At 51.2% G+C, this 19,502-nt stretch carries 14 protein-coding genes; 5 read left to right on the top strand and 9 right to left on the bottom strand.

Features of this window, described 5'->3' with window-relative positions:
* Positions 1 to 291 precede the first annotated feature (291 nt).
* The 4 genes from mbcS to ezrA all read right to left on the bottom strand — a co-directional run bounded on the left by mbcS (position 292) and on the right by ezrA (position 6,096).
* Positions 292 to 1,866, bottom strand: coding sequence for an acyl-CoA synthetase MbcS (mbcS, locus tag ACFSDB_RS13005; protein WP_204890229.1), 1,575 nt, complete (start codon positions 1,864 to 1,866; stop codon positions 292 to 294).
* 160 nt (positions 1,867 to 2,026) lie between these two features.
* The gene (gene thiI / locus ACFSDB_RS13000; RefSeq protein ID WP_204890228.1) at positions 2,027 to 3,229 is read right to left on the bottom strand and encodes a tRNA uracil 4-sulfurtransferase ThiI; all 1,203 of its coding nucleotides are present in this window, start codon (positions 3,227 to 3,229) and stop codon (positions 2,027 to 2,029) included.
* 3 nt (positions 3,230 to 3,232) lie between these two features.
* Positions 3,233 to 4,336: a cysteine desulfurase family protein gene (locus ACFSDB_RS12995; protein WP_204890227.1), complete on the bottom strand. Its 1,104-nt coding sequence runs from the start codon at positions 4,334 to 4,336 to the stop codon at positions 3,233 to 3,235.
* A gap of 56 nt (positions 4,337 to 4,392) precedes the next feature.
* The gene (ezrA, locus tag ACFSDB_RS12990; protein WP_204890226.1) at positions 4,393 to 6,096 is read right to left on the bottom strand and encodes a septation ring formation regulator EzrA; all 1,704 of its coding nucleotides are present in this window, start codon (positions 6,094 to 6,096) and stop codon (positions 4,393 to 4,395) included.
* A 149-nt stretch (positions 6,097 to 6,245) separates the two neighbouring features.
* On the opposite strand from ezrA, the gene hisJ reads away from it, so the two are divergent.
* Together hisJ and ACFSDB_RS12980 are read left to right on the top strand one after the other, a co-directional pair.
* Positions 6,246 to 7,040 (top strand): histidinol-phosphatase HisJ, encoded by a 795-nt coding sequence (gene hisJ / locus ACFSDB_RS12985; protein ID WP_204890225.1) that lies wholly within the window; start codon positions 6,246 to 6,248, stop codon positions 7,038 to 7,040.
* A 27-nt stretch (positions 7,041 to 7,067) separates the two neighbouring features.
* On the top strand, positions 7,068 to 7,547 hold the full coding sequence (locus ACFSDB_RS12980) for a GAF domain-containing protein (RefSeq protein ID WP_204890224.1): 480 nt from the start codon (positions 7,068 to 7,070) through the stop codon (positions 7,545 to 7,547).
* A 44-nt stretch (positions 7,548 to 7,591) separates the two neighbouring features.
* Here the strand turns inward: ACFSDB_RS12980 and megL are convergent, their stop codons facing one another.
* Entirely contained in the window at positions 7,592 to 8,800 is a 1,209-nt protein-coding gene (gene megL, locus ACFSDB_RS12975) for a methionine gamma-lyase (protein ID WP_204890223.1), read from the bottom strand.
* Positions 8,801 to 9,134: 334 nt separating this feature from the next.
* On the opposite strand from megL, the gene rpsD reads away from it, so the two are divergent.
* Positions 9,135 to 9,737, top strand: a complete 603-nt coding sequence (rpsD, locus tag ACFSDB_RS12970) for a 30S ribosomal protein S4 (protein WP_204890222.1) — start codon at positions 9,135 to 9,137, stop codon at positions 9,735 to 9,737.
* Positions 9,738 to 10,143: 406 nt separating this feature from the next.
* On the opposite strand, the gene ACFSDB_RS12965 is transcribed toward rpsD, so the two are convergent.
* Complete coding sequence (locus ACFSDB_RS12965; RefSeq protein ID WP_204890221.1) at positions 10,144 to 10,995, bottom strand: STAS domain-containing protein; 852 nt, start codon at positions 10,993 to 10,995, stop codon at positions 10,144 to 10,146.
* Positions 10,996 to 11,214: 219 nt separating this feature from the next.
* Between ACFSDB_RS12965 and ACFSDB_RS12960 the strand changes: the two genes are divergently transcribed.
* Entirely contained in the window at positions 11,215 to 12,021 is an 807-nt protein-coding gene (locus ACFSDB_RS12960) for a cobalamin-binding protein (protein WP_204890220.1), read from the top strand.
* 36 nt (positions 12,022 to 12,057) lie between these two features.
* Here the strand turns inward: ACFSDB_RS12960 and ACFSDB_RS12955 are convergent, their stop codons facing one another.
* Positions 12,058 to 12,903: a general stress protein gene (locus ACFSDB_RS12955; protein WP_204890219.1), complete on the bottom strand. Its 846-nt coding sequence runs from the start codon at positions 12,901 to 12,903 to the stop codon at positions 12,058 to 12,060.
* A 144-nt stretch (positions 12,904 to 13,047) separates the two neighbouring features.
* Positions 13,048 to 14,316: a tyrosine--tRNA ligase gene (gene tyrS / locus ACFSDB_RS12950; RefSeq protein WP_204890218.1), complete on the bottom strand. Its 1,269-nt coding sequence runs from the start codon at positions 14,314 to 14,316 to the stop codon at positions 13,048 to 13,050.
* 367 nt (positions 14,317 to 14,683) lie between these two features.
* On the opposite strand from tyrS, the gene ACFSDB_RS12945 reads away from it, so the two are divergent.
* The gene (locus ACFSDB_RS12945; RefSeq protein ID WP_417629301.1) at positions 14,684 to 17,626 is read left to right on the top strand and encodes a transglycosylase domain-containing protein; all 2,943 of its coding nucleotides are present in this window, start codon (positions 14,684 to 14,686) and stop codon (positions 17,624 to 17,626) included.
* Between the two features lie 56 nt (positions 17,627 to 17,682).
* On the opposite strand, the gene acsA is transcribed toward ACFSDB_RS12945, so the two are convergent.
* Entirely contained in the window at positions 17,683 to 19,401 is a 1,719-nt protein-coding gene (gene acsA, locus ACFSDB_RS12940; RefSeq protein ID WP_204890673.1) for an acetate--CoA ligase, read from the bottom strand.
* Between the last annotated feature and the right edge of the window lie 101 nt (positions 19,402 to 19,502).

The raw sequence follows: 19,502 nt of genomic DNA, 5'->3' as shown, positions 1-19,502 counted from the left end.
CATACCGCGGGCTCGCTCCGAGCTGCTCCCGCAGGTGTCTCCGCTATTTTGCTTCATATCTAAGAGAAGCTTAATAAACCAGGTTGAGGTGAGAAATATTTCTCTTCTAGAAAGCCTATCCAGCGCCGGCGCGTCCGTGGGCTAAGCGAAGCCATGAGACGAGTGTCCTTCTCGGCTCATGGCGAGAGCTATGCCCCAAGCGACCGAAGCGGTGTGAAAAGTTCATTTCTTTTATGAACTCGGCTATAGAAAGTTCTCGACAGCCTCACGGCCGGTAAAACCGGCCGCCGTTTATCGTTTATTATTTTCCTGCTGGCGCAGCTCCACGCGGCGGATTTTCCCGGATGCCGTCTTCGGCAATTCCGGAATGAATTCCACGGCCCGCGGATATTTATAAGGAGCGGTCAATTCCTTGACGTGCTCCTGCAATTCCTTCACCAGTTCATCCGATGCTGTGTTCTCATCCACCAGGACGACGAAGGCTTTAACGATGGTCCCACGGATTTCATCCGGCGACCCGACCACCGCACATTCCTGAACAGCGGGATGTTTGACGAGCGCATCCTCCACTTCAAACGGCCCGATCGTGTAGCCGGATGAAATGATAATGTCGTCGCCTCTTCCTTCAAACCAGAAATAACCGTCATCGTCTTTCGATGCTTTATCGCCGGTCACATAATAGTCGCCGCGGAACTGCATCTTGGTCCGTTCGTCGTCTTTAAAATAACCTTTGAACAGAGCGGGCGTATCGACATGGACCGCAATATCGCCGACTTCCCCTGCCGCCACCGGTTTGCCGAATTCATCGATGATTTCCACTGTATTCCCGGGTGTCGGTTTGCCCATGGAACCGATGCGGATTTCCATTTCTTTCATGACCCCAACCAGCAGTGTGTTCTCGGTCTGGCCATAGCCGTCGCGGACGTTCAAATTGAAGTTGTCCTTGAATACATTGATGACTTCGGCGTTCAGCGGCTCTCCTGCTGAGACGGCGCTCTTCAACGACGACAAGTCGAAGGAAGCCAGGTTTTTCTGCTTCGCCATCAACCGGTATTCCGTCGGAGTGCAGCATAGCACGTTGATCTTGCGGCGCTCCAGAATCTGCAAGTAGACTTCCGGGTCGAATTTGCCGTTATAGACAAAGCCGGTCGCGCCGCTGCCGAGCGTCGCCAGGAACGGGCTCCAGATCCACTTCTGCCAGCCCGGGCTCGCAGTCGCCCATACAAGATCCCCTTCTTTCGCCCCTAGCCAATGTTCAGCCGATGTCCGCAGATGTGCGTACGCCCAGCCATGGCTATGGACAGCTCCTTTCGGATTGCCTGTCGTGCCTGAAGTATAGGACAGGAATGCCATATCGCCGCTTTTCGTTCTAGCTGCTTCATATTCTTCGGAGGCATTTTCCATCTCGTCGGTCAATGAAATCCATGAGCTGTCGCTTTTTCCGATGACAAATTTGACGACACGATCCATTTCTTTCACATCAGCAAACTGGTCCATGAACGGCTCATATGCGATAACGGCCTTTGCGTCACTATGGTTCAGCCGGTAGGAAATGTCTTTTGCACGGAGCATTTCCGAACTCGGAATGACGGCCAGCCCGGCTTTCAGTGCGCCGATATAAGCCACGTACGCCTCTATTAGGCGCGGCACCATGACTAGCACAATATCGCCTTTCGCGAGGCCAGCTTTTTGGAAGCTATTGGCCGCTTTGTTCGCGCGTTTCATCAATTCGTCATATGTAACTTCATGTGTTTCGCCTTTATCGTTTTCCAAGATGATGGCCTTCTTGCCATCCCCTACAGCGAACCGTTCGATTTCTTCCACTAAGTTGTACGATTCCGGTGCCAGCAATTCTTCTCGCTTCATCTAAAATCCCCCTTGGCGTTAGTTTAACTAAATCCCTTTCATTATATCGCAAAAGTTTTAGTATTCAAAATAATTCCTCTATAATGAAGCATGAAAAAAACGGCATGGAAAAGTTCCATGCCGCCCAATCATTCTTCATATTCGGATGTTTCATTCCCGGTTACAGCAGGTCATCGAACGCGGCCGCTTTGGCCCGCGGAAATTTGATCGTTTCCCGTTCAGCTGCCGCTTCCCGGATCAGCTCGTCAAAATCCACGAAGTTTTCATAATACTCGACTTTCTCGAGCTTCGGCTTTGTTTTCGGATTAGCCGGTGTGAAAATGGTGCAGCAGTCTTCAAACGGCCGGATTGAAATGTCATACGTATCAATGGCCTGGGCTGTTTCGATGATGTCCAGCTTGTCCATCGCGATCAGCGGCCGGAGCACCGGTGTATGGGTGACTGCATTGATGGCATGAAGCGATTCAAGCGTCTGGCTGGCCACCTGCCCCAGGCTTTCTCCAGTGACAATGGCCTGGCACTTGGTTTCTTCCAATACCAGGTCAGCCACACGCATCATCATGCGCCGTGTCGAAGTCATCGTGATATTATCCGGCACCTGCTTATGGACTTCTTGCTGCAGCTTGGTAAACGGAATGATGTGGAGATTGACTGATGAGCCGAACCCGCTCAGCTTTTCAGCCAGGTCGAAGACTTTTTCCTTCGCCCGTTCATTGGTGAACGGCGGGCTGAAGAAGTGGATCAGCTCCAGGCGGACGCCACGCTTTAGCATATGGTAGCCGGCAACCGGGCTATCAAGACCGCCCGACAGCATCAAAAGCGCCTTGCCGCCTGCACCGACCGGAAGCCCGCCGGCACCTTGGATCGTCTCGGCCATCATGAAGGCGCCTTCTTCGCGCACTTCAATCTTCAAATCGATGTCCGGGTCTTTCATCTGGACAGACAAGCCTGGATAATTCCGCAGCACTTGGGAACCGACCGCTTGGACAATCTCCGGCTTTTCATGCGGAAATGCTTTATTGGGCCGCTTGACGGAAACCTTGAAGCTTTTCTGGTCCGTATCCAGCTTTTCCATCACTTTCATCGCCGCTTCCTGCATCGATTCAAGCGACAGTTCAGCCTGTGTGACCGGACTGAATGTCTGGATGCCGAACACCCGGGGCAAGCGCGCTAAAACCTGTTCCATGGCAGCTTCGTCATCCAGGTAGATGAACATCCGGTCGCGCTCCGCTTTGACGCGGAAGCCTTCGATATCTGAAAAGGTCTGGCGCACATTGTCGCGGAGCCGGCCGATGAACGAGCTCCTGTTTTTGCCCTTCGTTGACAACTCGCCGTAGCGCACGAGGATTTGGTTTGTTTTCATATATTAAACTCCTTCGATAATTTCATAGACTTTGGTGAATGCCCGTTTCAGGCTTTCGATTTCTTCCTGGCTAGTGAATGCGCCCGTGCTGATCCGGATGACGCCATCCTTGAATTCACGCGGCAAGGCGATGGCCTCGATCACATGGCTGGTGCTTTTGCTTTTTGACGAGCAGGCGCTCGATGTAGAGACGATGATCCCTTCCTGCTGAAGCCCCGACACAAGCACTTCTCCTTTGATGCCTTTGACAGCCACCGACAAGATATGCGGCGCGGCTCCTTCCGGACTGACAATACGCGCTTTCGGAAAGCCTGCAAAGAAACTGCGGAGCTCCCGGTTCCAAGCCGTGTATTCATCCCGCGGTGCTGCGAGCCGCAGCGCTTTTGCCAAAGCTGCGGCGTTCGGCACGGAGACGGTCCCGCTGCGGATGCCCGCTTCCTGCCCGCCGCCGTGGATTTGGGGCGACAATCCCCCTTGGTCGCCATACGCCAAGACGCCGCTGCCCTTCAATCCGTGGATTTTATGGGCTGATACTGTAAACAAATCCGGCATTTCTTCCGGCAGGGCAATCTTCCCGACGCTTTGGACCCCATCGACATGCAAGAGCGTCCGCGTGCCATCCAAGAGCTTCTTCACTTGTGCTACAGGGTGGATTGTCCCGATTTCATTGTTCACGTGCATCAAGCTCACAAGAATCGTATCCTGTCTGAGCGCGCTCTGCAATTCATCCAGCTTGATTTTGCCTTCCGCATCCACAGCGAGGCGCGTGATTTCGAACCCCCGCGCCTCGAGCACTTCCATCGCTTTCAACACGGATGCATGCTCTGTCGCCGCAGTGATCAAATGCTTCCCGCGAGGGCGGAGCGATTCAGCGGTGCCGATGATCGCCAGATTGTTCGACTCGGTGCCCCCAGATGTGAAGATGACCCGAGGCATCCCCAAGAGGCCGGCAATTTGCGCCCGCGCTCCTTCCAGAAGATCTTCCGCTTTGTTTCCCATTGCATGGATCGAAGCCGGATTGGCATAAAAATCGGTGTTCGCCTTGATGAATGTTTCGAGCACTTCGGCTCTCGGTTTTGTCGTTGCGCTATTGTCCAAGTAAATCATTTGTCCACCTCCGAAAAGAAAACCACCAGCCCGGGGCTGGTGGTCTTTGTATGATTTTATACGCGCCATGCATCTTCTTTGACCAGCACTTCGATGCGCTTCATCGAGCCCGGTTCAAAGTTTTCGACTGCCGTCGCTGCTTCTTCCAATGCTTTCGAATAACGGAGCTGGCGGAACGATTCTTCGGCTTCCATCAGCTTGGCATTCATTTGCGGATTGGTCTTGCGGTAACGGTTTCCGTACTGGATGATCCGTTCGATCAGCAGCACATTCTCCACCATTTCCTTCGCTTTATCTTCCACTTCATCAATGCATTTTTCCGCTTTCGTCAAGTAGCTGTCAACCAGCTTCATGTTCAGCGGCACTTCCTGCAGGCCTTGCATTGCTACAAATAAATGCTCTTCGGCTTCTTCCAGGCGGACATCCATCTCTTCCGGAATCCCTGGCATGTTCGCTTTATGGAGCAATCGATCCGTTTCCTGCAATTGGCGTTTCAGGCCTTCGACTTTCGTCCGGGCTGCCGTTTCATCAATGCGCAAGTTCTTCAATGAAGAGGCGAATTCGCTTTGAGCCGTATCCGTTTCCGCCAATTCTTTGCGGATCGCACGCAATTCTTCTTCCAGGCTCGAATACGCGGATTGTTCTTCCTGCGTACGCGAGATCAAAAGGTCGAACCGGCGCTGCAGCTCTTCCAGTTTGTTCAAGCAAGTTCTTGGAATTGCCGCTTCGCTTTCAGTGATTTTATAGCTTTGCTGCACCACTGCACATTCATCGAATGTATCGCGGGTTTCACGGGTGATCACTTCCAGCTGGCGTCCCGTCTCCCCTTTGTACTGATCGACATAATGCTTCGCAGCAACTTCTTTTTCAAGCAATTCGTAGAATGAATCGATCCGATCCTTCATTTCTTCGGCTTTCGCTTTGGTTTCAGCAATCTGGAGTGCGGCAATCTGGCCTTTCATTGCTGCGAGCTCCTGTTCCATTGCATCCAATTGCCCTGTCAGTTCAAGGTGGTTCAGGTAATAGGACTGCGATTCCATTTCACGGACGCCGCTGCGCAGCTCGTGGATGGATGCCGGGATTTTCGACTGGACGTCCGCTAAAAGCGGCGGAATGTCGTCAATCAATGAGAAGACGTAATCAGCTTCATCGGATAAGCTCATAACAATTTCACGAGCCTTCAAATAATTCCCTGATTCTGTCAATTCGTCGTATTCAGCGAACATCGGTGTGAACGTTTCCAGCTTTTTCTCAAGCGGTCCGGCTGCTGCACCATAGGAATGCTGATGAGCAAGCAGGTTCTTGCGTGCCTGGCGATAATGATCTCTCATAATGTCCATTTCGCTGCGGTTCTTCTCTTCGCTGCCAATCAATTCGCTCAATTCCGTCAGGATCTTGTTCATCTCCTGATCGACATTTTCGATGCGGGTTTCAATATCGCGTTCGATTTTTGTCGCTTTTCCGAAGTTGAACCGGTCAATTGCGTCCTCTGCGTCGAACAGGGCTGCATCGATTTTCGGAATATGTACATCCATGATTTCAGTCCAAATGCCGCGCCAGCGCTCAAACATCTCTTCTGTCTGGCCGTTCATGTTCAGCTGTTTCACTTTTGTCAGTTCTTCGAGTATCGGTTTGTTTTGTATTTGCAGTTTTAACTGTTCCAAGCGTTCAATTTCCGCGTTGTGTTTCTTTCGAAACATGAATCCGACGATAATTACCGCTAATAGAATGATGACCGCAATGATGATATACTTCATCATAAGTCATTAGCCCCCTGTTCCAAATCACATTTCCTCTATATAAATGTATTCATGATTCTATTATTTTAACATGTATTGAAGTCTTATGTTGGCCAAAATAAAAGAAATGGAATAAAAATTTTTATTCTCTAAAGAAAGTTGGTTTTTCTATGAAACGAGACGGCCATATCCATACGCCTTTTTGCCCGCACGGCACGCCAGATGCCTTGGATGCTTATATTGAAAAAGCGATCCTTTCAGGCTTCAGCGACATTTCATTTACCGAGCACGCTCCCCTTCCCCCTTCCTTTACGGATACGACCCCGATGAAAGACAGCGGGATGGATATGGAGGTCCTGCCGCTTTATTTAGACGCCGTGGCAAAAGCAAAGGATGCATATAAAGAGCACATCCGGATCCGCGTCGGCTTGGAAGTCGATTTCATCAAAGGCTATGAAGCGGAGACCCGCGCGTTTCTCGACAGCGTGGGCCCTTCGCTCGACGATGCCATCTTGTCCGTTCATTTCCTGAAAGCCGGGCCGCATTATTATTGCCTCGATTACAGCAAGGAAGTTTTCATGGACCTTGCGCGAGCTGCCGGTTCCGTTGAAGCGGCATACGACTTGTATTACGCTACGGTCGAAGCGTCGATCGATGCCGATCTTGGCCCTTACAAGCCGAAGCGCATCGGCCATCCGACGCTTGCCCATAAATTCCAGTTGGCGCACGGCGCAGCAGTCGACGACGGGGACCGGATCAAAGGAGTGCTTGAGCATATGGCGCGCGCCGGCTTTGAACTCGATGCCAATAGTGCCGGCTATTCAAAACCAGATTGCCTCGAGCCTTATCCGCCGCTGAAATGGCTGGCATATGCTGAAGCGTTGAGGATTCCGCTTGTATTCGGTTCCGATGCCCATAGCGTCAATGGCTTGCATAAAGATTACGGCAGACTTTATAATAAATGAATCTTATCCAACGAAAAGAGGGTTTTCATGTTCACTCAAACCGATTACAGCGGCACACGTGCCAGCCAATATGCATTGCTCGGCAAACAGCTCGACGCCTTATTGGAAGGCGAAACGAATCAAGTAGCGAATTTGAGCAACGCTTCGGCGTTATTGAACCAATTTCTTGACCGCATCAACTGGGTCGGCTTTTATTTGATGGAAGGCGGCGAGCTGGTTCTCGGTCCGTTCCAAGGATTGCCGGCTTGCGTTCGCATCCAAGTCGGGCGGGGTGTTTGCGGAACAGCGGTTTCTGAAAAGAAAACCATGCTGGTTGAAGATGTACACGCATTCCCTGGCCACATTGCCTGTGATGCAGCTTCACGCTCTGAAATCGTCGTCCCGTTGATCAAAGACGGCGAAGTGATCGGTGTCCTCGACATCGACAGCCCGGAACTCAGCCGCTTCACAGAAGAAGACCAGGACGGACTCGAGAAATTCGCAGAAGTTTTGATCAAACATATCTAATCTCAAAAGAACGCCCGGCTCTCAATGGAGAGCCGGGCGTTCTTTTATGCTTCCTGGAGTTTCGGTTTGACTGCTTCAAATGCGGCAGCAAGGTCGCCGATCAAATCGTCGGAATGCTCTAGGCCGACAGACAGCCGCATCAGCGATTCGGTGATGCCCATCTTTTCCCGGCTTTCCGGCGGCACTACGGCATGCGTCATCGACGCCGGATGCTGGATCAGTGTTTCAGCGTCCCCGAGGCTGACAGCAATCTGAATCAGGGATAGTGCATTCATGAAGGCTTGGGCTTCTTTTTTGCCGCCTTCAATTTCGAACGAGATCAAGCCTCCGCCTCCCCGCATTTGGCGTTTGGCGATGTCGAATTGCGGATGGTTTTCATCGTACGGATAAAAGATTTTCTTCACGAGCGCTTCCTGTTTTAAGAACTCCAGGACCTGTTTGGCATTTGCAATATGGCGATCCATCCGTACATGCAACGTTTTCATGCCTCGCAGCAATAACCAAGCATCAAACGGCGACATGATCCCGCCCACGTCTTTTTGCACTGTCATCCGGATTTCCTGCATTTCGTCCGCATCCTTGCCGACCAATATCCCTCCGACCACATCCCCATGTCCGTTCAGATATTTCGTTGCGCTGTGCAGGACGAAATCCGCTCCGAGCTGTAGCGGGTTCTGCAGGTATGGGGAGCTGAACGTATTGTCCACCACTACCCGCAGGCCGTGCTTCTTGGCTACGTTAACAGCCGCTTCGAGATTGACCAGCTCCATTGTCGGATTGATCGGTGTTTCAATGTAGAGGCATACTGTCTCCGGGCGGATGGCACTTTCAATCTCTTCTTCTGTCGTCATAGACACCAAATCATGGCTGATGGCGTATTTCTCTTCCATCATTTCAAGTAACCCGAACGTGCAGCCGTAGATTCCACGGGAACACAGCACGTGGTCGCCTGACTTTGTGAGATGGATCAAAATAGCGCTGACTGACGCCATTCCTGATCCGAAGGCAAGAGCGCCGCCGCCAGATTCGAGTTCTGCCATCCGATCTTCAAGGACCCGGACTGTCGGATTGCCGAGCCTTGAATAGATATTGCCCTCACAGGTTCCGGCAAATCGGTCCTCCCCTTCTTCCGCTGTGGAAAATGAAAACGTCGACGTCTGATAAAGCGGTGTGGCTAAACTGTCATGATGCTGTTTGCTGTCATACCCTTTGTGTATGATTGCGGTTTCCAAATTCACTGATGGTTTTTCCATTGCTGATACACCCCTTATTAAAAATAGAAAGCGCTTACATTGGATCTTCTTCCATTTTACCTTGAACAATTGAAAAAGGAAAGCCGGCTTCTGACCAAGACTTCTTTCTTACCGTTGACTTTCTGCATAAGATTCGGTTATACTATAATTTGTGTAAAATAATCGCAGCAGTTGTATGTGCGTGTTCGTCCATTTTGTTCCTATCTTAATGACTAGGTGTATCGCGTAACTCTTGGCTGCTGAGCGAAGGTACATGAAAACAAAATGGCTTGCAGCATGAATGCATCTGGTTTTTATTTTACTTCAAAAACCAAAAACAGAGGAGGAGACATATATGTCTCGTTATACAGGTCCAGCATGGAAACTGTCCCGTCGCCTAGGAGTTTCTCTTAGCGGAACAGGTAAAGAATTAGAAAAACGCCCTTACGCACCAGGTCAACACGGTGCTAACCAACGCAGAAAAGTTTCTGAGTATGGTTTGCAACTTCAAGAAAAACAAAAACTTCGTTTCATGTACGGAGTAAACGAACGCCAGTTCAGAACTTTGTTCAACAAAGCCGGCAAAATGCCTGGCAAACACGGTGAAAACTTCATGATCTTGCTTGAAGCTCGCCTTGACAACGTTGTTTACCGTTTAGGCCTTGCGCGCACACGCCGCCAAGCTCGCCAAATCGTAAACCACGGCCACATCCTTGTTGACGGCAAACGCGTTGACATCCCGTCATACAGCGTAAAACCAGGACAAACAATTGCTTTCCGTGAAAAATCAAACAACCTTGATGTAGTAAACGAAGCAATCGAAGTGAACAACTTCGTCCCTGAATACGTTACAATCGACACAGACAGCAAAACAGGCACATTCACTCGCTACCCAGAACGCAGCGAATTGTCTGCTGAAATCAGCGAACAGTTGATCGTTGAGTACTACTCACGTTAATCTCTGTTTCCGGAAAACGCTCTGCAGCAAATTGCTGCAGAGCGTTTCTTTGTATAATAAAAGGTGCTGTCCAAAAAGGGCTGCTGTCCATTGCGGCGGACGCTTTCCGCGGGCTTGCGCCGAACTAACTCGGCCTCGCGTCCGAGTGGATTTCGGCACTTCGCTGTCCCGCAGGCAAAACGGATGCTCCTGTCTCTGCATCGCTGCGCTAGCTTCGAGACATGAAAGGGCGTTGCATCGCTGCGCTGCTTCGTCGCAAACAAGTCGGCCGAACTGCCTTCGGCCAAGTTGCTCGCCGCCTTCATTCCCAACAGCCGTTATAGAATAAGGAAAAAGCCAGAGGAGGAAAGCAATGCTTTTCTCCTCTGGCCTTTCGTTTTGAGCTTTTTAAAAAGCCCTTTTTCTCTTACTTATATTCCATAAACTCGATTTCATTTTGATGAAGGGCCTGCGCCAAGGTATTATACACTTCGATATCGACAAACTTGATGCCCAGATGCACGGCTGTCTGGGCAATAACCGGGCTGATGCCGGACAATGCCGTCTGGACGCCGATAATTTTCAACCCGCTGATCAGCTGGAATATCTGCTGGGCGACCATCGTATCGATGACCGGCACACCCGATAAGTCCACAAACAGCTTTTCAAGGTTATGCTTCGAACTTTGTTTCAACGTTTTTTCGAAGACGATCTGCGCACGGTGCGAAGTGATTTCCCCGATCAGCGGCAGCAAGCCGGTATTTTTCGTTAGCAAAATGACCGGCGCACTCATTTCGACAATGATTTCCTGCTGGTTCTGCAGCCGTTTTTGTGCTGCATCTGTGCTCTGCTGGGTAAACTTCAAAATAATGTCGCTGATGGTGCGGACAATGGCCAAATTCCAGGTTTTCAATTGCTCATAGCTGACCTTCCTCTGGTTTTGGGCAGCATAATCTCCCACCAGCCCCAAATATTGCTCCTGCGTCCGCAGAAATTCACCGATGACGCTGACAAGCGGCGTCGAGATGTGTTCTTCATCTTCCGCGATTTCATTGATCCAGTCCTGGAAATCCTGCAGGAAGTCTGCATGATCTTTGGCAAACATATCACAGAAACGGACATGGAAAGCATGGTTCTGCTTTTTCAATGTTTTAATCTTTTCGGGGTCTGCAGAACTGTAGACGCCGCCTTGGCTCTTGTCCAAAGTTTCATACCACTGTTCTGTCAGATCCCATGTTCGGTCACATATATATTCATGCAATTCTTTATCAATCAGCATAATTTCTCTCCCTTTGCTTGTCCATTGGCAAGTTTTATCGAATCGGGCAGACTTTCGGCATCGAGAAATTAATCAGCGAAAGTTCCTTTGCTTTACTATAATACATTATGCGTAAAGGTGCATTAATTTTAGCAATAATTGCTATTCATGTTTCAGCATACCTCACACCCCTCAATTCAGCGGATATGCTAGACTAGAGTCAAGTGGAGGTGCTAACTTATGCGAATTGTTTCAATCTGTCCCAGCAATACCGAACTGCTCGCTTTTTTGGATGCGGAACATCTGTTGGTCGGCATCGATGATTTTTCGGATTGGCCGAAAAACATTGCCGGTTTGCCAAAGCTCGGACCGGATCTGTCCATCCGGATGGACGAATTGGAAACTCTGGAGCCGGATCTGGTGCTTGCTTCTTTGAGTGTACCTGGCATGGAGAAGAATATCGAGGAACTGGAGAAGCGCAACATCCCCCATCTGATCCTGAATCCCCAGTCATTGGATGAAATCGGCGAGGACCTGCTCTCTGTCGGACGCGCCTGCGGCATTGACGCGGAAAAGGTGCACCAACAGTATCAGGCGGTGATTGAAGAAATCAAAGACCGCTCGAGTCAGGTGCCCGCCCGCCCTTCCCTTTACTGGGAATGGTGGCCGAAACCTGTTTTTACACCCGGGCGCATAAACTGGCTCACTGAAATCAGCAATATCACCGGCGGACGCAATGCCTTCGCCGATGTGGAGTCGGCGAATATCCAGACGGATTGGGAAGATGTGCGGAAGCGCAATCCGGAGTTCATCCTTCTTGCCTGGGTCGGCATCATGACTTCAAAAGTCAAGCCGGAATTGGTCCGAAAGCGCCCTGGCTGGGATAGCATGAAAGGCTATGGCAACATCCACATCATGGAAGAAGAACTGTTCTGCCGCCCTTCCCCGCGGTTGATCGAAGGTGCGATCCGCTTAGGCAAGCTGATCCATCCGGCTCTATACCAGGACATGGAACTGCCCGAATTTATCCGCAACAAACAAGCGTGAAAAAAGCCAACCTGCGAAGGTTGGCTTTTCGTCTGCTTATAATCCTGCACGCCCACGTTTGGATGGGTCGTCACGGTCATCGAATAATGGATCGCGATCGCCTCTGATCGTCGTATCGCCTTCGCCGCCGATCAATGGATCGCGGTCGCTGCGATTGTCTGACCCAAGGCGACGGTCGGTATCGCGAAGCAAGCCGTCATCGCTGCCGAGGCCGCTGCTCCGGTTGCTGCCATCCAGCATATCCCGGTTGCTTCCCAGACCAGCAGTCCTCGCCTCGTCGTCGAACAAGTCGTGGTCCTTGCGGCCGGTGAGGCTGCTGTCGCCGCGGAAACTATCTCCGCGCTCATGGCGAACATCGCCGTCGCTGCCGATAATCGTACGGTCGCTTCCGAGCGTTGAATCTCGGTCGCTTCCTGTAAAGCGGTCGCGGTCATTATGGTCAGGAATCGACGAGCCGCCGTCATTCACCATGACCAAAATACGGCCTTCATTGAAATGGCCTTCATATTCTTTTGCTTCATCTTCCGGAATGCCGGCACCGATCAAGGCACCTGCGAGGCCGCCTACACCTGCTCCTGCTGCTGCTCCGGTCAATCCTGCTACAATCGGCCCTGCTGCAACAATTGGCCCGATCCCTGGAATTGCCAAGGCACCAATGCCTGCAAGCACGCCGCCAAGCCCGCCAAGCGCTCCGCCTGTCAAAGCGCCGGTTGCTGCGCCTTCGCCTGCATGCGTCCCGGTTTCTTCTGTTACGTGCCGGGTTTCACCTTTATCTTTACTAAGCACCGAAATGTCCTCTGAGCTGTACCCTTGTGCTTTCAAATCTTCAATTGCGCGAATCGCTTCATTTTCTGAATTGTATGAACCTACCATTCTTGACATCTTCTTAACGCCTCCTATAAATTTGGATTTATTAATTTTGTGCCTAATGAATGGTTACCCGTCGCTTAAATATTTAAAACATTCAGTTTCCAAAAAACAAGAAAAAGGACAGGCGTTTAGGCCTGCCCCCGTTCTGCAATCCGTTCAATTGAATTGGATCATGTGGTATTTTTTCTTGCCGCGGCGGACGATGGCAAACGCATCTTCCAAGCGGTCTTTTTCATCCACGATGTATTCGACATCAGTCACTTTCTCGCCGTTGACTGAAATCGCTCCATTCGTGACATCTTCACGCGCTTGGCGCTTCGAAGATGTGATGCCGGCTTCAACGATCAGATCCACGATGGACGTCGGCGATTTCGCCATTTCCACGGATGGCACGTCTTTGAAGGCCGCTTTCATTTCCTCGGCGGACAAAGCTTTCAAATCTCCGCTGAACAGCGCTTTTGTGATGCGCTGGGCATCTTGGAGCGCCTCTTCCCCGTGGATCAATTTTGTCATTTCTTCAGCGAGAACCATCTGCGCTTTGCGCAGATGTGCTTCGTTCTGGACGGACGTTTCCAGTGCCTCGATTTCTTCACGGCTGATAAACGTGAAGATCTTCAAGTACTTGATCACATCCGCATCGGCCGTATTGATCCAGAACTGGTAGAACTCGTAAGGGGATGTCTTTTTCGCATCCAGCCATACTGCCCCGCCTGCTGACTTGCCGAATTTTGTGCCGTCCGCTTTTGTCACCAATGGAATCGTGATGCCGAATGCTTTTGTATCTTCAGTATCGTGCGTCTTGCGGATGACTTCAAGTCCGGACGTGATGTTCCCCCACTGGTCCGAACCGCCGATCTGCACGCGGCAATTGAAGTGGTCGTACAAGTGATTGAAATCGATTGCCTGAATCAGCGTGTATGAGAACTCGGTGAACGAAATCCCGGTCTCAAGGCGCGACGCCACCGAATCTTTCGCCAGCATGTAGTTGACCGAGATCAGCTTCCCGTAATCGCGCAGGAATTCGATGACGCTCATCGCCCCGATCCAATCCCGGTTGTTGACCATCTGCGCTCCGTTCTCCGTCTGGAAATCGAAAATCTGCTGCATCTGCACTTTGATGCCTTCGACGTTCTGATCGATCTGTTCAGTCGTCTGCAGCTGCCGTTCTTCATTGCGCCCGGACGGGTCGCCGATCATCCCGGTTGCACCTCCCACTAGCAGGATCGGGCGGTGTCCGTGCATCTGGAATCTCCGCAGCGTCAAGAGCGGCACGATATGTCCGATATGCATGCTGTCAGCTGTCGGGTCTACACCGCAGTACAACGAAATCTTTTCTTTCTCAAGCAAACCGGCAAGCCCTTCTTCATCGGTCTGCTGGTATAAGAGGCCTCTCCATTTCAGATCTTCCAATAATTCATTCGCCATTCTAATTCCTCCTTTTGATAATGAAACAATAAAAAAAGCCCCTGCATGAATGTTCATGCAGGGACGCTTTTGCGCGGTACCACCCAGCTTGGAGAATCCGATTCTCCCGACTCAAAATGTGCCGATCGGGGCACTTCCGCAAACTCCAAGCCTGTAATTCAGCCATTGCGCTTTGACCGGTTTGCACCACCCACCGGCTCTCTAGACAAAGATCGCATGCCCTACTTCGGACTCTTCTTCGTTTGATTTAAAAACTATAAAATTTAGTTTACTTTATTTTGCCATCTTGTCAATCTTTTTCGTTGATATTACGAGAATATGCTATAATGGAACGAGATTTTAGGGGGGGAAAAACGTGCAAGAAAAGATGAAGAAATATCTCAACCAAGCTGAAGCGGCATACAATAAATGGACGGCAACCAAATGGTATAGACGATTGAATATCACGACAGGCGTGTTTTGGAATCTCGCCGTGCTTTTGGCGATTATCCTGGTCACCGGCGGCGTGTTTGCAGCTTCAGTCGGAGCCGGCTATTTCGCTTCCCTGGTGGATGAAGAAAAGCTTCGGTCTCCAGACGAGATGCGGACCGAAATTTACAGCTACGAAGAAACATCCGAAATGTTTTTCGATAATGAAGTCTATATCGGTAAGGTATCGACCGATCTGGAGCGGAAGGAAACATCCCTCGACAAAGTGTCAAAAGTGGCTGTTGATGCAGTTCTTGCCACTGAGGATGAGTACTTCAATGACCACGACGGCATTGTCCCAAAAGCGATCATGCGCGGGCTGTTCCAGGACGTATCGAACTCCGACAGCCAGACCGGCGGCTCTACGCTGACGCAGCAATTGATTAAAAACCAGATTCTGACAAATGAAGTCTCCTACGAACGGAAAGCCAAAGAGATCCTGCTTGCGCTCCGCCTGGAGAAATTCATGACGAAAGATGAAATCATGGAAGCCTATTTGAACATCATCCCTTACGGACGGAATTCTTCCGGTGCAAACATCGCCGGAATTGAAACCGCCGCAAATGGACTGTTCAATGTTTCTGCCAGCGAATTGAACTTGCCGCAGGCGGCGTTCATCGCCGGCATTCCAAAAGCGCCTTTCCGGTACACGCCTTATTCATCAGGCGGCGGACTGAAAGAAGCTGAAGGCCTGCAGCCCGGCATCGACCGCATGAAGACGGTCCTTTACCGGATGAAGGAAACCAATTACATCACCGAAGCGGAATATAACGAAGCCGTTGCTTATGATATCGTCAAAGATTTCCGGTTGGATGAACAGCGTTCTTATGAGAAATACCCGTTCATCACTGTCGAACTTGAGAAGCGTGCAGCCCGGATCATCATGGATGTCCTGGCAGAGCAAAACGGCATCGACCCGAAGGAATTGGAAGAGAACAACAAACTTTATGAAGAATACGCCATCTTGGCAGACCGCGCTGTCCGCTCGAACGGCTACCGCATCCATTCTTCTTTGAACAAAGAAATGTACGATGCCCAGGAAAAAGCGAAAAATGCTTACCAGAGCTACGGCACCACATTGACCGTGCCTGTCACGAATGAAGACGGCGAAGAAGAAATGAAGCCTCTTCCCGTCCAGGTCGGATCGATGACCATCGAGAACAAGACCGGCCGCATCCTGAGCTTTGTCGGCGGACGCGACCATGAAATCGAGAAATTGAACCATGCCACGCAGGCATTCCGTTCACTCGGCTCGACGGTCAAACCTCTGCTTGTATATGGTCCCGCATTAGAGTACGGCAACATTGGCGCCGGCAGCCCGGTAGTCGATGTGAAGTTCTCTGTCATGGATGGCGGCAAAATGTACGAACCGGCCAACTTTGTGCCAACAAGCGAGCAAGGCATCATGCCGGCGCGCGATGCCTTGGCACAGTCCCAGAACTTGCCGGCATTACGTCTCTATGCACAAATAAAAGAAAAATTACCAGCTACCTATTTAGCAAAATCTGGCTTCTCGACTGTCGAGGATCCTGAAAAATACGGATATCCTTCTGCCGCACTTGGCGGCGGTATCGAAGGTTCCGTTGAAGAACTGACAAGCGGATACGCCACTCTTGCCAATGGCGGGAAGCGGATCGAACCGCATATGATCGACCGCATCGAGGACGCGGACGGAAACATCGTCTTCGAACGCAAAGTGGAACCGTCGGAGATTTACTCTCCGCAGTCCGCTTATATCTTAACCGATATGCTGCGTGACGTGTTCAACAACGACCGCGGGACAGCGAACCGTGCAAACGGCTTGCTGAAATTCAACAGCGATTTCGCCGGCAAGACCGGTACGACACAAGATACACGCGATGTCTGGCTGGTCGGCTACAACCCGAACATCACCATGACCGTATGGCTTGGCTATGACAAGGAAAAATACTCCCTTGATAACTTCAAGAACTCGAATTTGATGCCATCTGTGCGAGTGAACCAATTATGGGCCAGCATGGCAAACAGTTCTTATGACGTCAACCCGGAACTTATCGGAACGAAAGAAACTTTCAAAGCGCCGAAAGGCGTCGTCACCCGCTCGTTCTGCGGCATCTCCGGACTTGCTCCGGGCGGTGCATGCTCGGCTGCAGGATTGGTCGAATCGGATCTGTTCAACGCCAATGTCATGGTACCGTCAAAACCGGATGATAGCTTGACGTCCGGAACGTATACGACGATCAACGGCAGCCGTGTCGCTGCGCTTCCTAGCACGCCTAGCGAGTTTGTCAGCGGCGGAGGCACCGGCGTTTCAAAAGACTTTGTGGAACGCATGCTGGCGCCATACGGCGGAGACGGCAGCAAGCTATTCCCTGGAAACTCCAGATTCTCATCCGTTGTTTCCGCGACAAGCATCACACCGAACGGCGTAGCGCCTTCTGGCGTGAGCGCCAGCATCGACGGCCGCACCATCACTTGGAGCGATTCTTCATCCAATGACGTGGTCGGCTACCGGATCTACAGAAGCGGCGGATCGTCCATCGCTTCGATCTCAGAGGCGCGCGGCAATTCCTATCAATTGCCGAGCCCTGGCAGCTATATTGTTGTAGCTGTCGACATCACCGGCAAACAATCCGGCCCGTCCAACGCGGTCAGCATTGCTGAACCAAAGCCGAAACCGGAAAAACCGGAAGAACCGACTCCGCCAAGCAGCGGCACCACCCCTCCTCCAGAAGAGGAGCCGGACAAACCTGCTGAACCGGACGAGCCGGAACCGGAAGAACCGGAGGAACCGGAAACGGATGAGCCTGAAGAACCGGAAGAACCAGAAGAACCAGAGGATCCAGAAGCGGATGCAGCTTGATCCATACAAAAAAACGCCTCAGCTGAGAAATCAGCTGAGGCGTTTTTGCTTTTCGATTAATCTTCCATTGTGGATAAGTCACCCGTTGGCAAATCAAGTTCCCATGCTTTCAAGACGCGGCGCATGATTTTCCCGCTTCGTGTCTTCGGCAGCTTGTCCTTGAATTCGATCTCTTTCGGAGCGGCGTGCGCAGCCAGCCCTTTTTTCACGAATTGCTGGATGTCCTGCACCAGTTCCTCAGACGGCTCATAGCCTTCGTTCAGCGCCACAAATGCCTTGATCACTTCCCCGCGGACTGGATCAGGTTTTCCGATGACGCCCGCTTCTGCGACAGCCGGATGTTCCAGCAGCTTGCTTTCGACTTCGAATGGCCCGACCCGTTCGCCGGACGTCATGATTACGTCATCTACACGGCCCTGGAACCAGAAGTACCCTTCTTCATCCATATAGGCAGAATCTCCAGACACGTACCATTTATCGTTCATGAAATAAGATTCGTATTTGGCCGGGTTGTTCCAGATCTGGCGCATCATGGACGGCCAGCCTTTTTCGATCGCCAGGTTGCCCATCTGGTTCGGCGGCAATTCGTTTCCTTGGTCATCGACAATCGCTACTTTGATGCCCGGCACCGGTTTGCCCATCGAACCTGGTTTGATGTCCATGGACGGGTAGTTGCAGATGGTCTGCGCCCCGGTCTCCGTCATCCACCATGTATCGTGGATGCGTTTCCCGAATACCTGCACGCCCCAGCGGACGACTTCCGGATTCAGCGGTTCGCCGACAGACAGTACATGGCGTAGGGTTGAGAGATCATATTCTTTGACCAGCGCATCGCCTGCTCCCATAAGCATGCGGAATGCGGTCGGCGCGCTGTACCATACCGTCACGCCGAAATCCTCGATCGCTTTGTACCAAGCGTCCGGTGAGAAGCGGCCGCCCAGGATGACCGTTGTCGTCCCCGACAGCCACGGAGCGAAGACGCCGTACGCGGTGCCTGTTACCCAGCCCGGATCAGCCGTGCACCAGTAAATATCCTGTTCTTTCAAATCGAGCACCCATTTTGCTGTCTGAAGCTGTTGGACCATGGCGTACTGGGCGTGAAGGACACCTTTTGGCTTGCCGGTCGATCCCGATGTATAATGCAGGACCAACCCGTCTTCCTTGTCCAGCCATTCCATTTCGAATTTGTCTGAAGCGCCTTCCAGATGCTTCATAAAATCGACCATCCGGTTGTCTTCCTCGACGCCTTCGCCAACAATAAAGACCGTTTTCAGATTCGGCAGGCGATCGACCGGAATACGCGGCAGGAGCTCAGGCGTCGTAATGATCGCTTTGGCATCGCTGTCGTCCAGACGGTCGTAAATCGCCCCTTCCATAAAGGCCTCAAACAGCGGCCCTACAATCAAGCCCATTTTCAAAGCACCGAACATGGCAAAATACAATTCCGGCGAACGCGGCATAAAGATGAACGCGCGGTCCCCTTTTTCCAGATCTGAATGGGCTTTCATTACATTCGCCGCCCTGTTCGTCATCCGCTTCATTTCGTAGAATGTATAAGCCTCATGGCGGTTCGCGTCTTTGTAGTAAAGCGCAACTTTATTTTTCCGGTCTGATTCTGCATGGCGGTCAATCGCTTCATACGCCATGTTCACTTTCCCGGTAGCCGACCAGCTGAATTCTTTTTCGACATCCGCCCAATTGAAGTCCGATGAAACGTCTTCATAATTATGTAAGTTGTGTTCACCTGGTACCGCTGCAATCGTTTCCACTTTCATCCCCATCACCCTTTCGTGTTGATTCTCTTTCATTCTACAACATTCTGCCAATTGATTGCGAACAATTTTAATTTTTTAGAATATTGGACAACCATTTCGCT

The sequence above is a fragment of the Planococcus chinensis genome (genome assembly GCF_042681545.1).
Lineage (GTDB): Bacteria > Bacillota > Bacilli > Bacillales_A > Planococcaceae > Planococcus > Planococcus chinensis.
The sequence above is the reverse complement of the archived record's forward strand: the minus strand, read 5'-3'. Positions and strand labels throughout refer to the sequence as shown.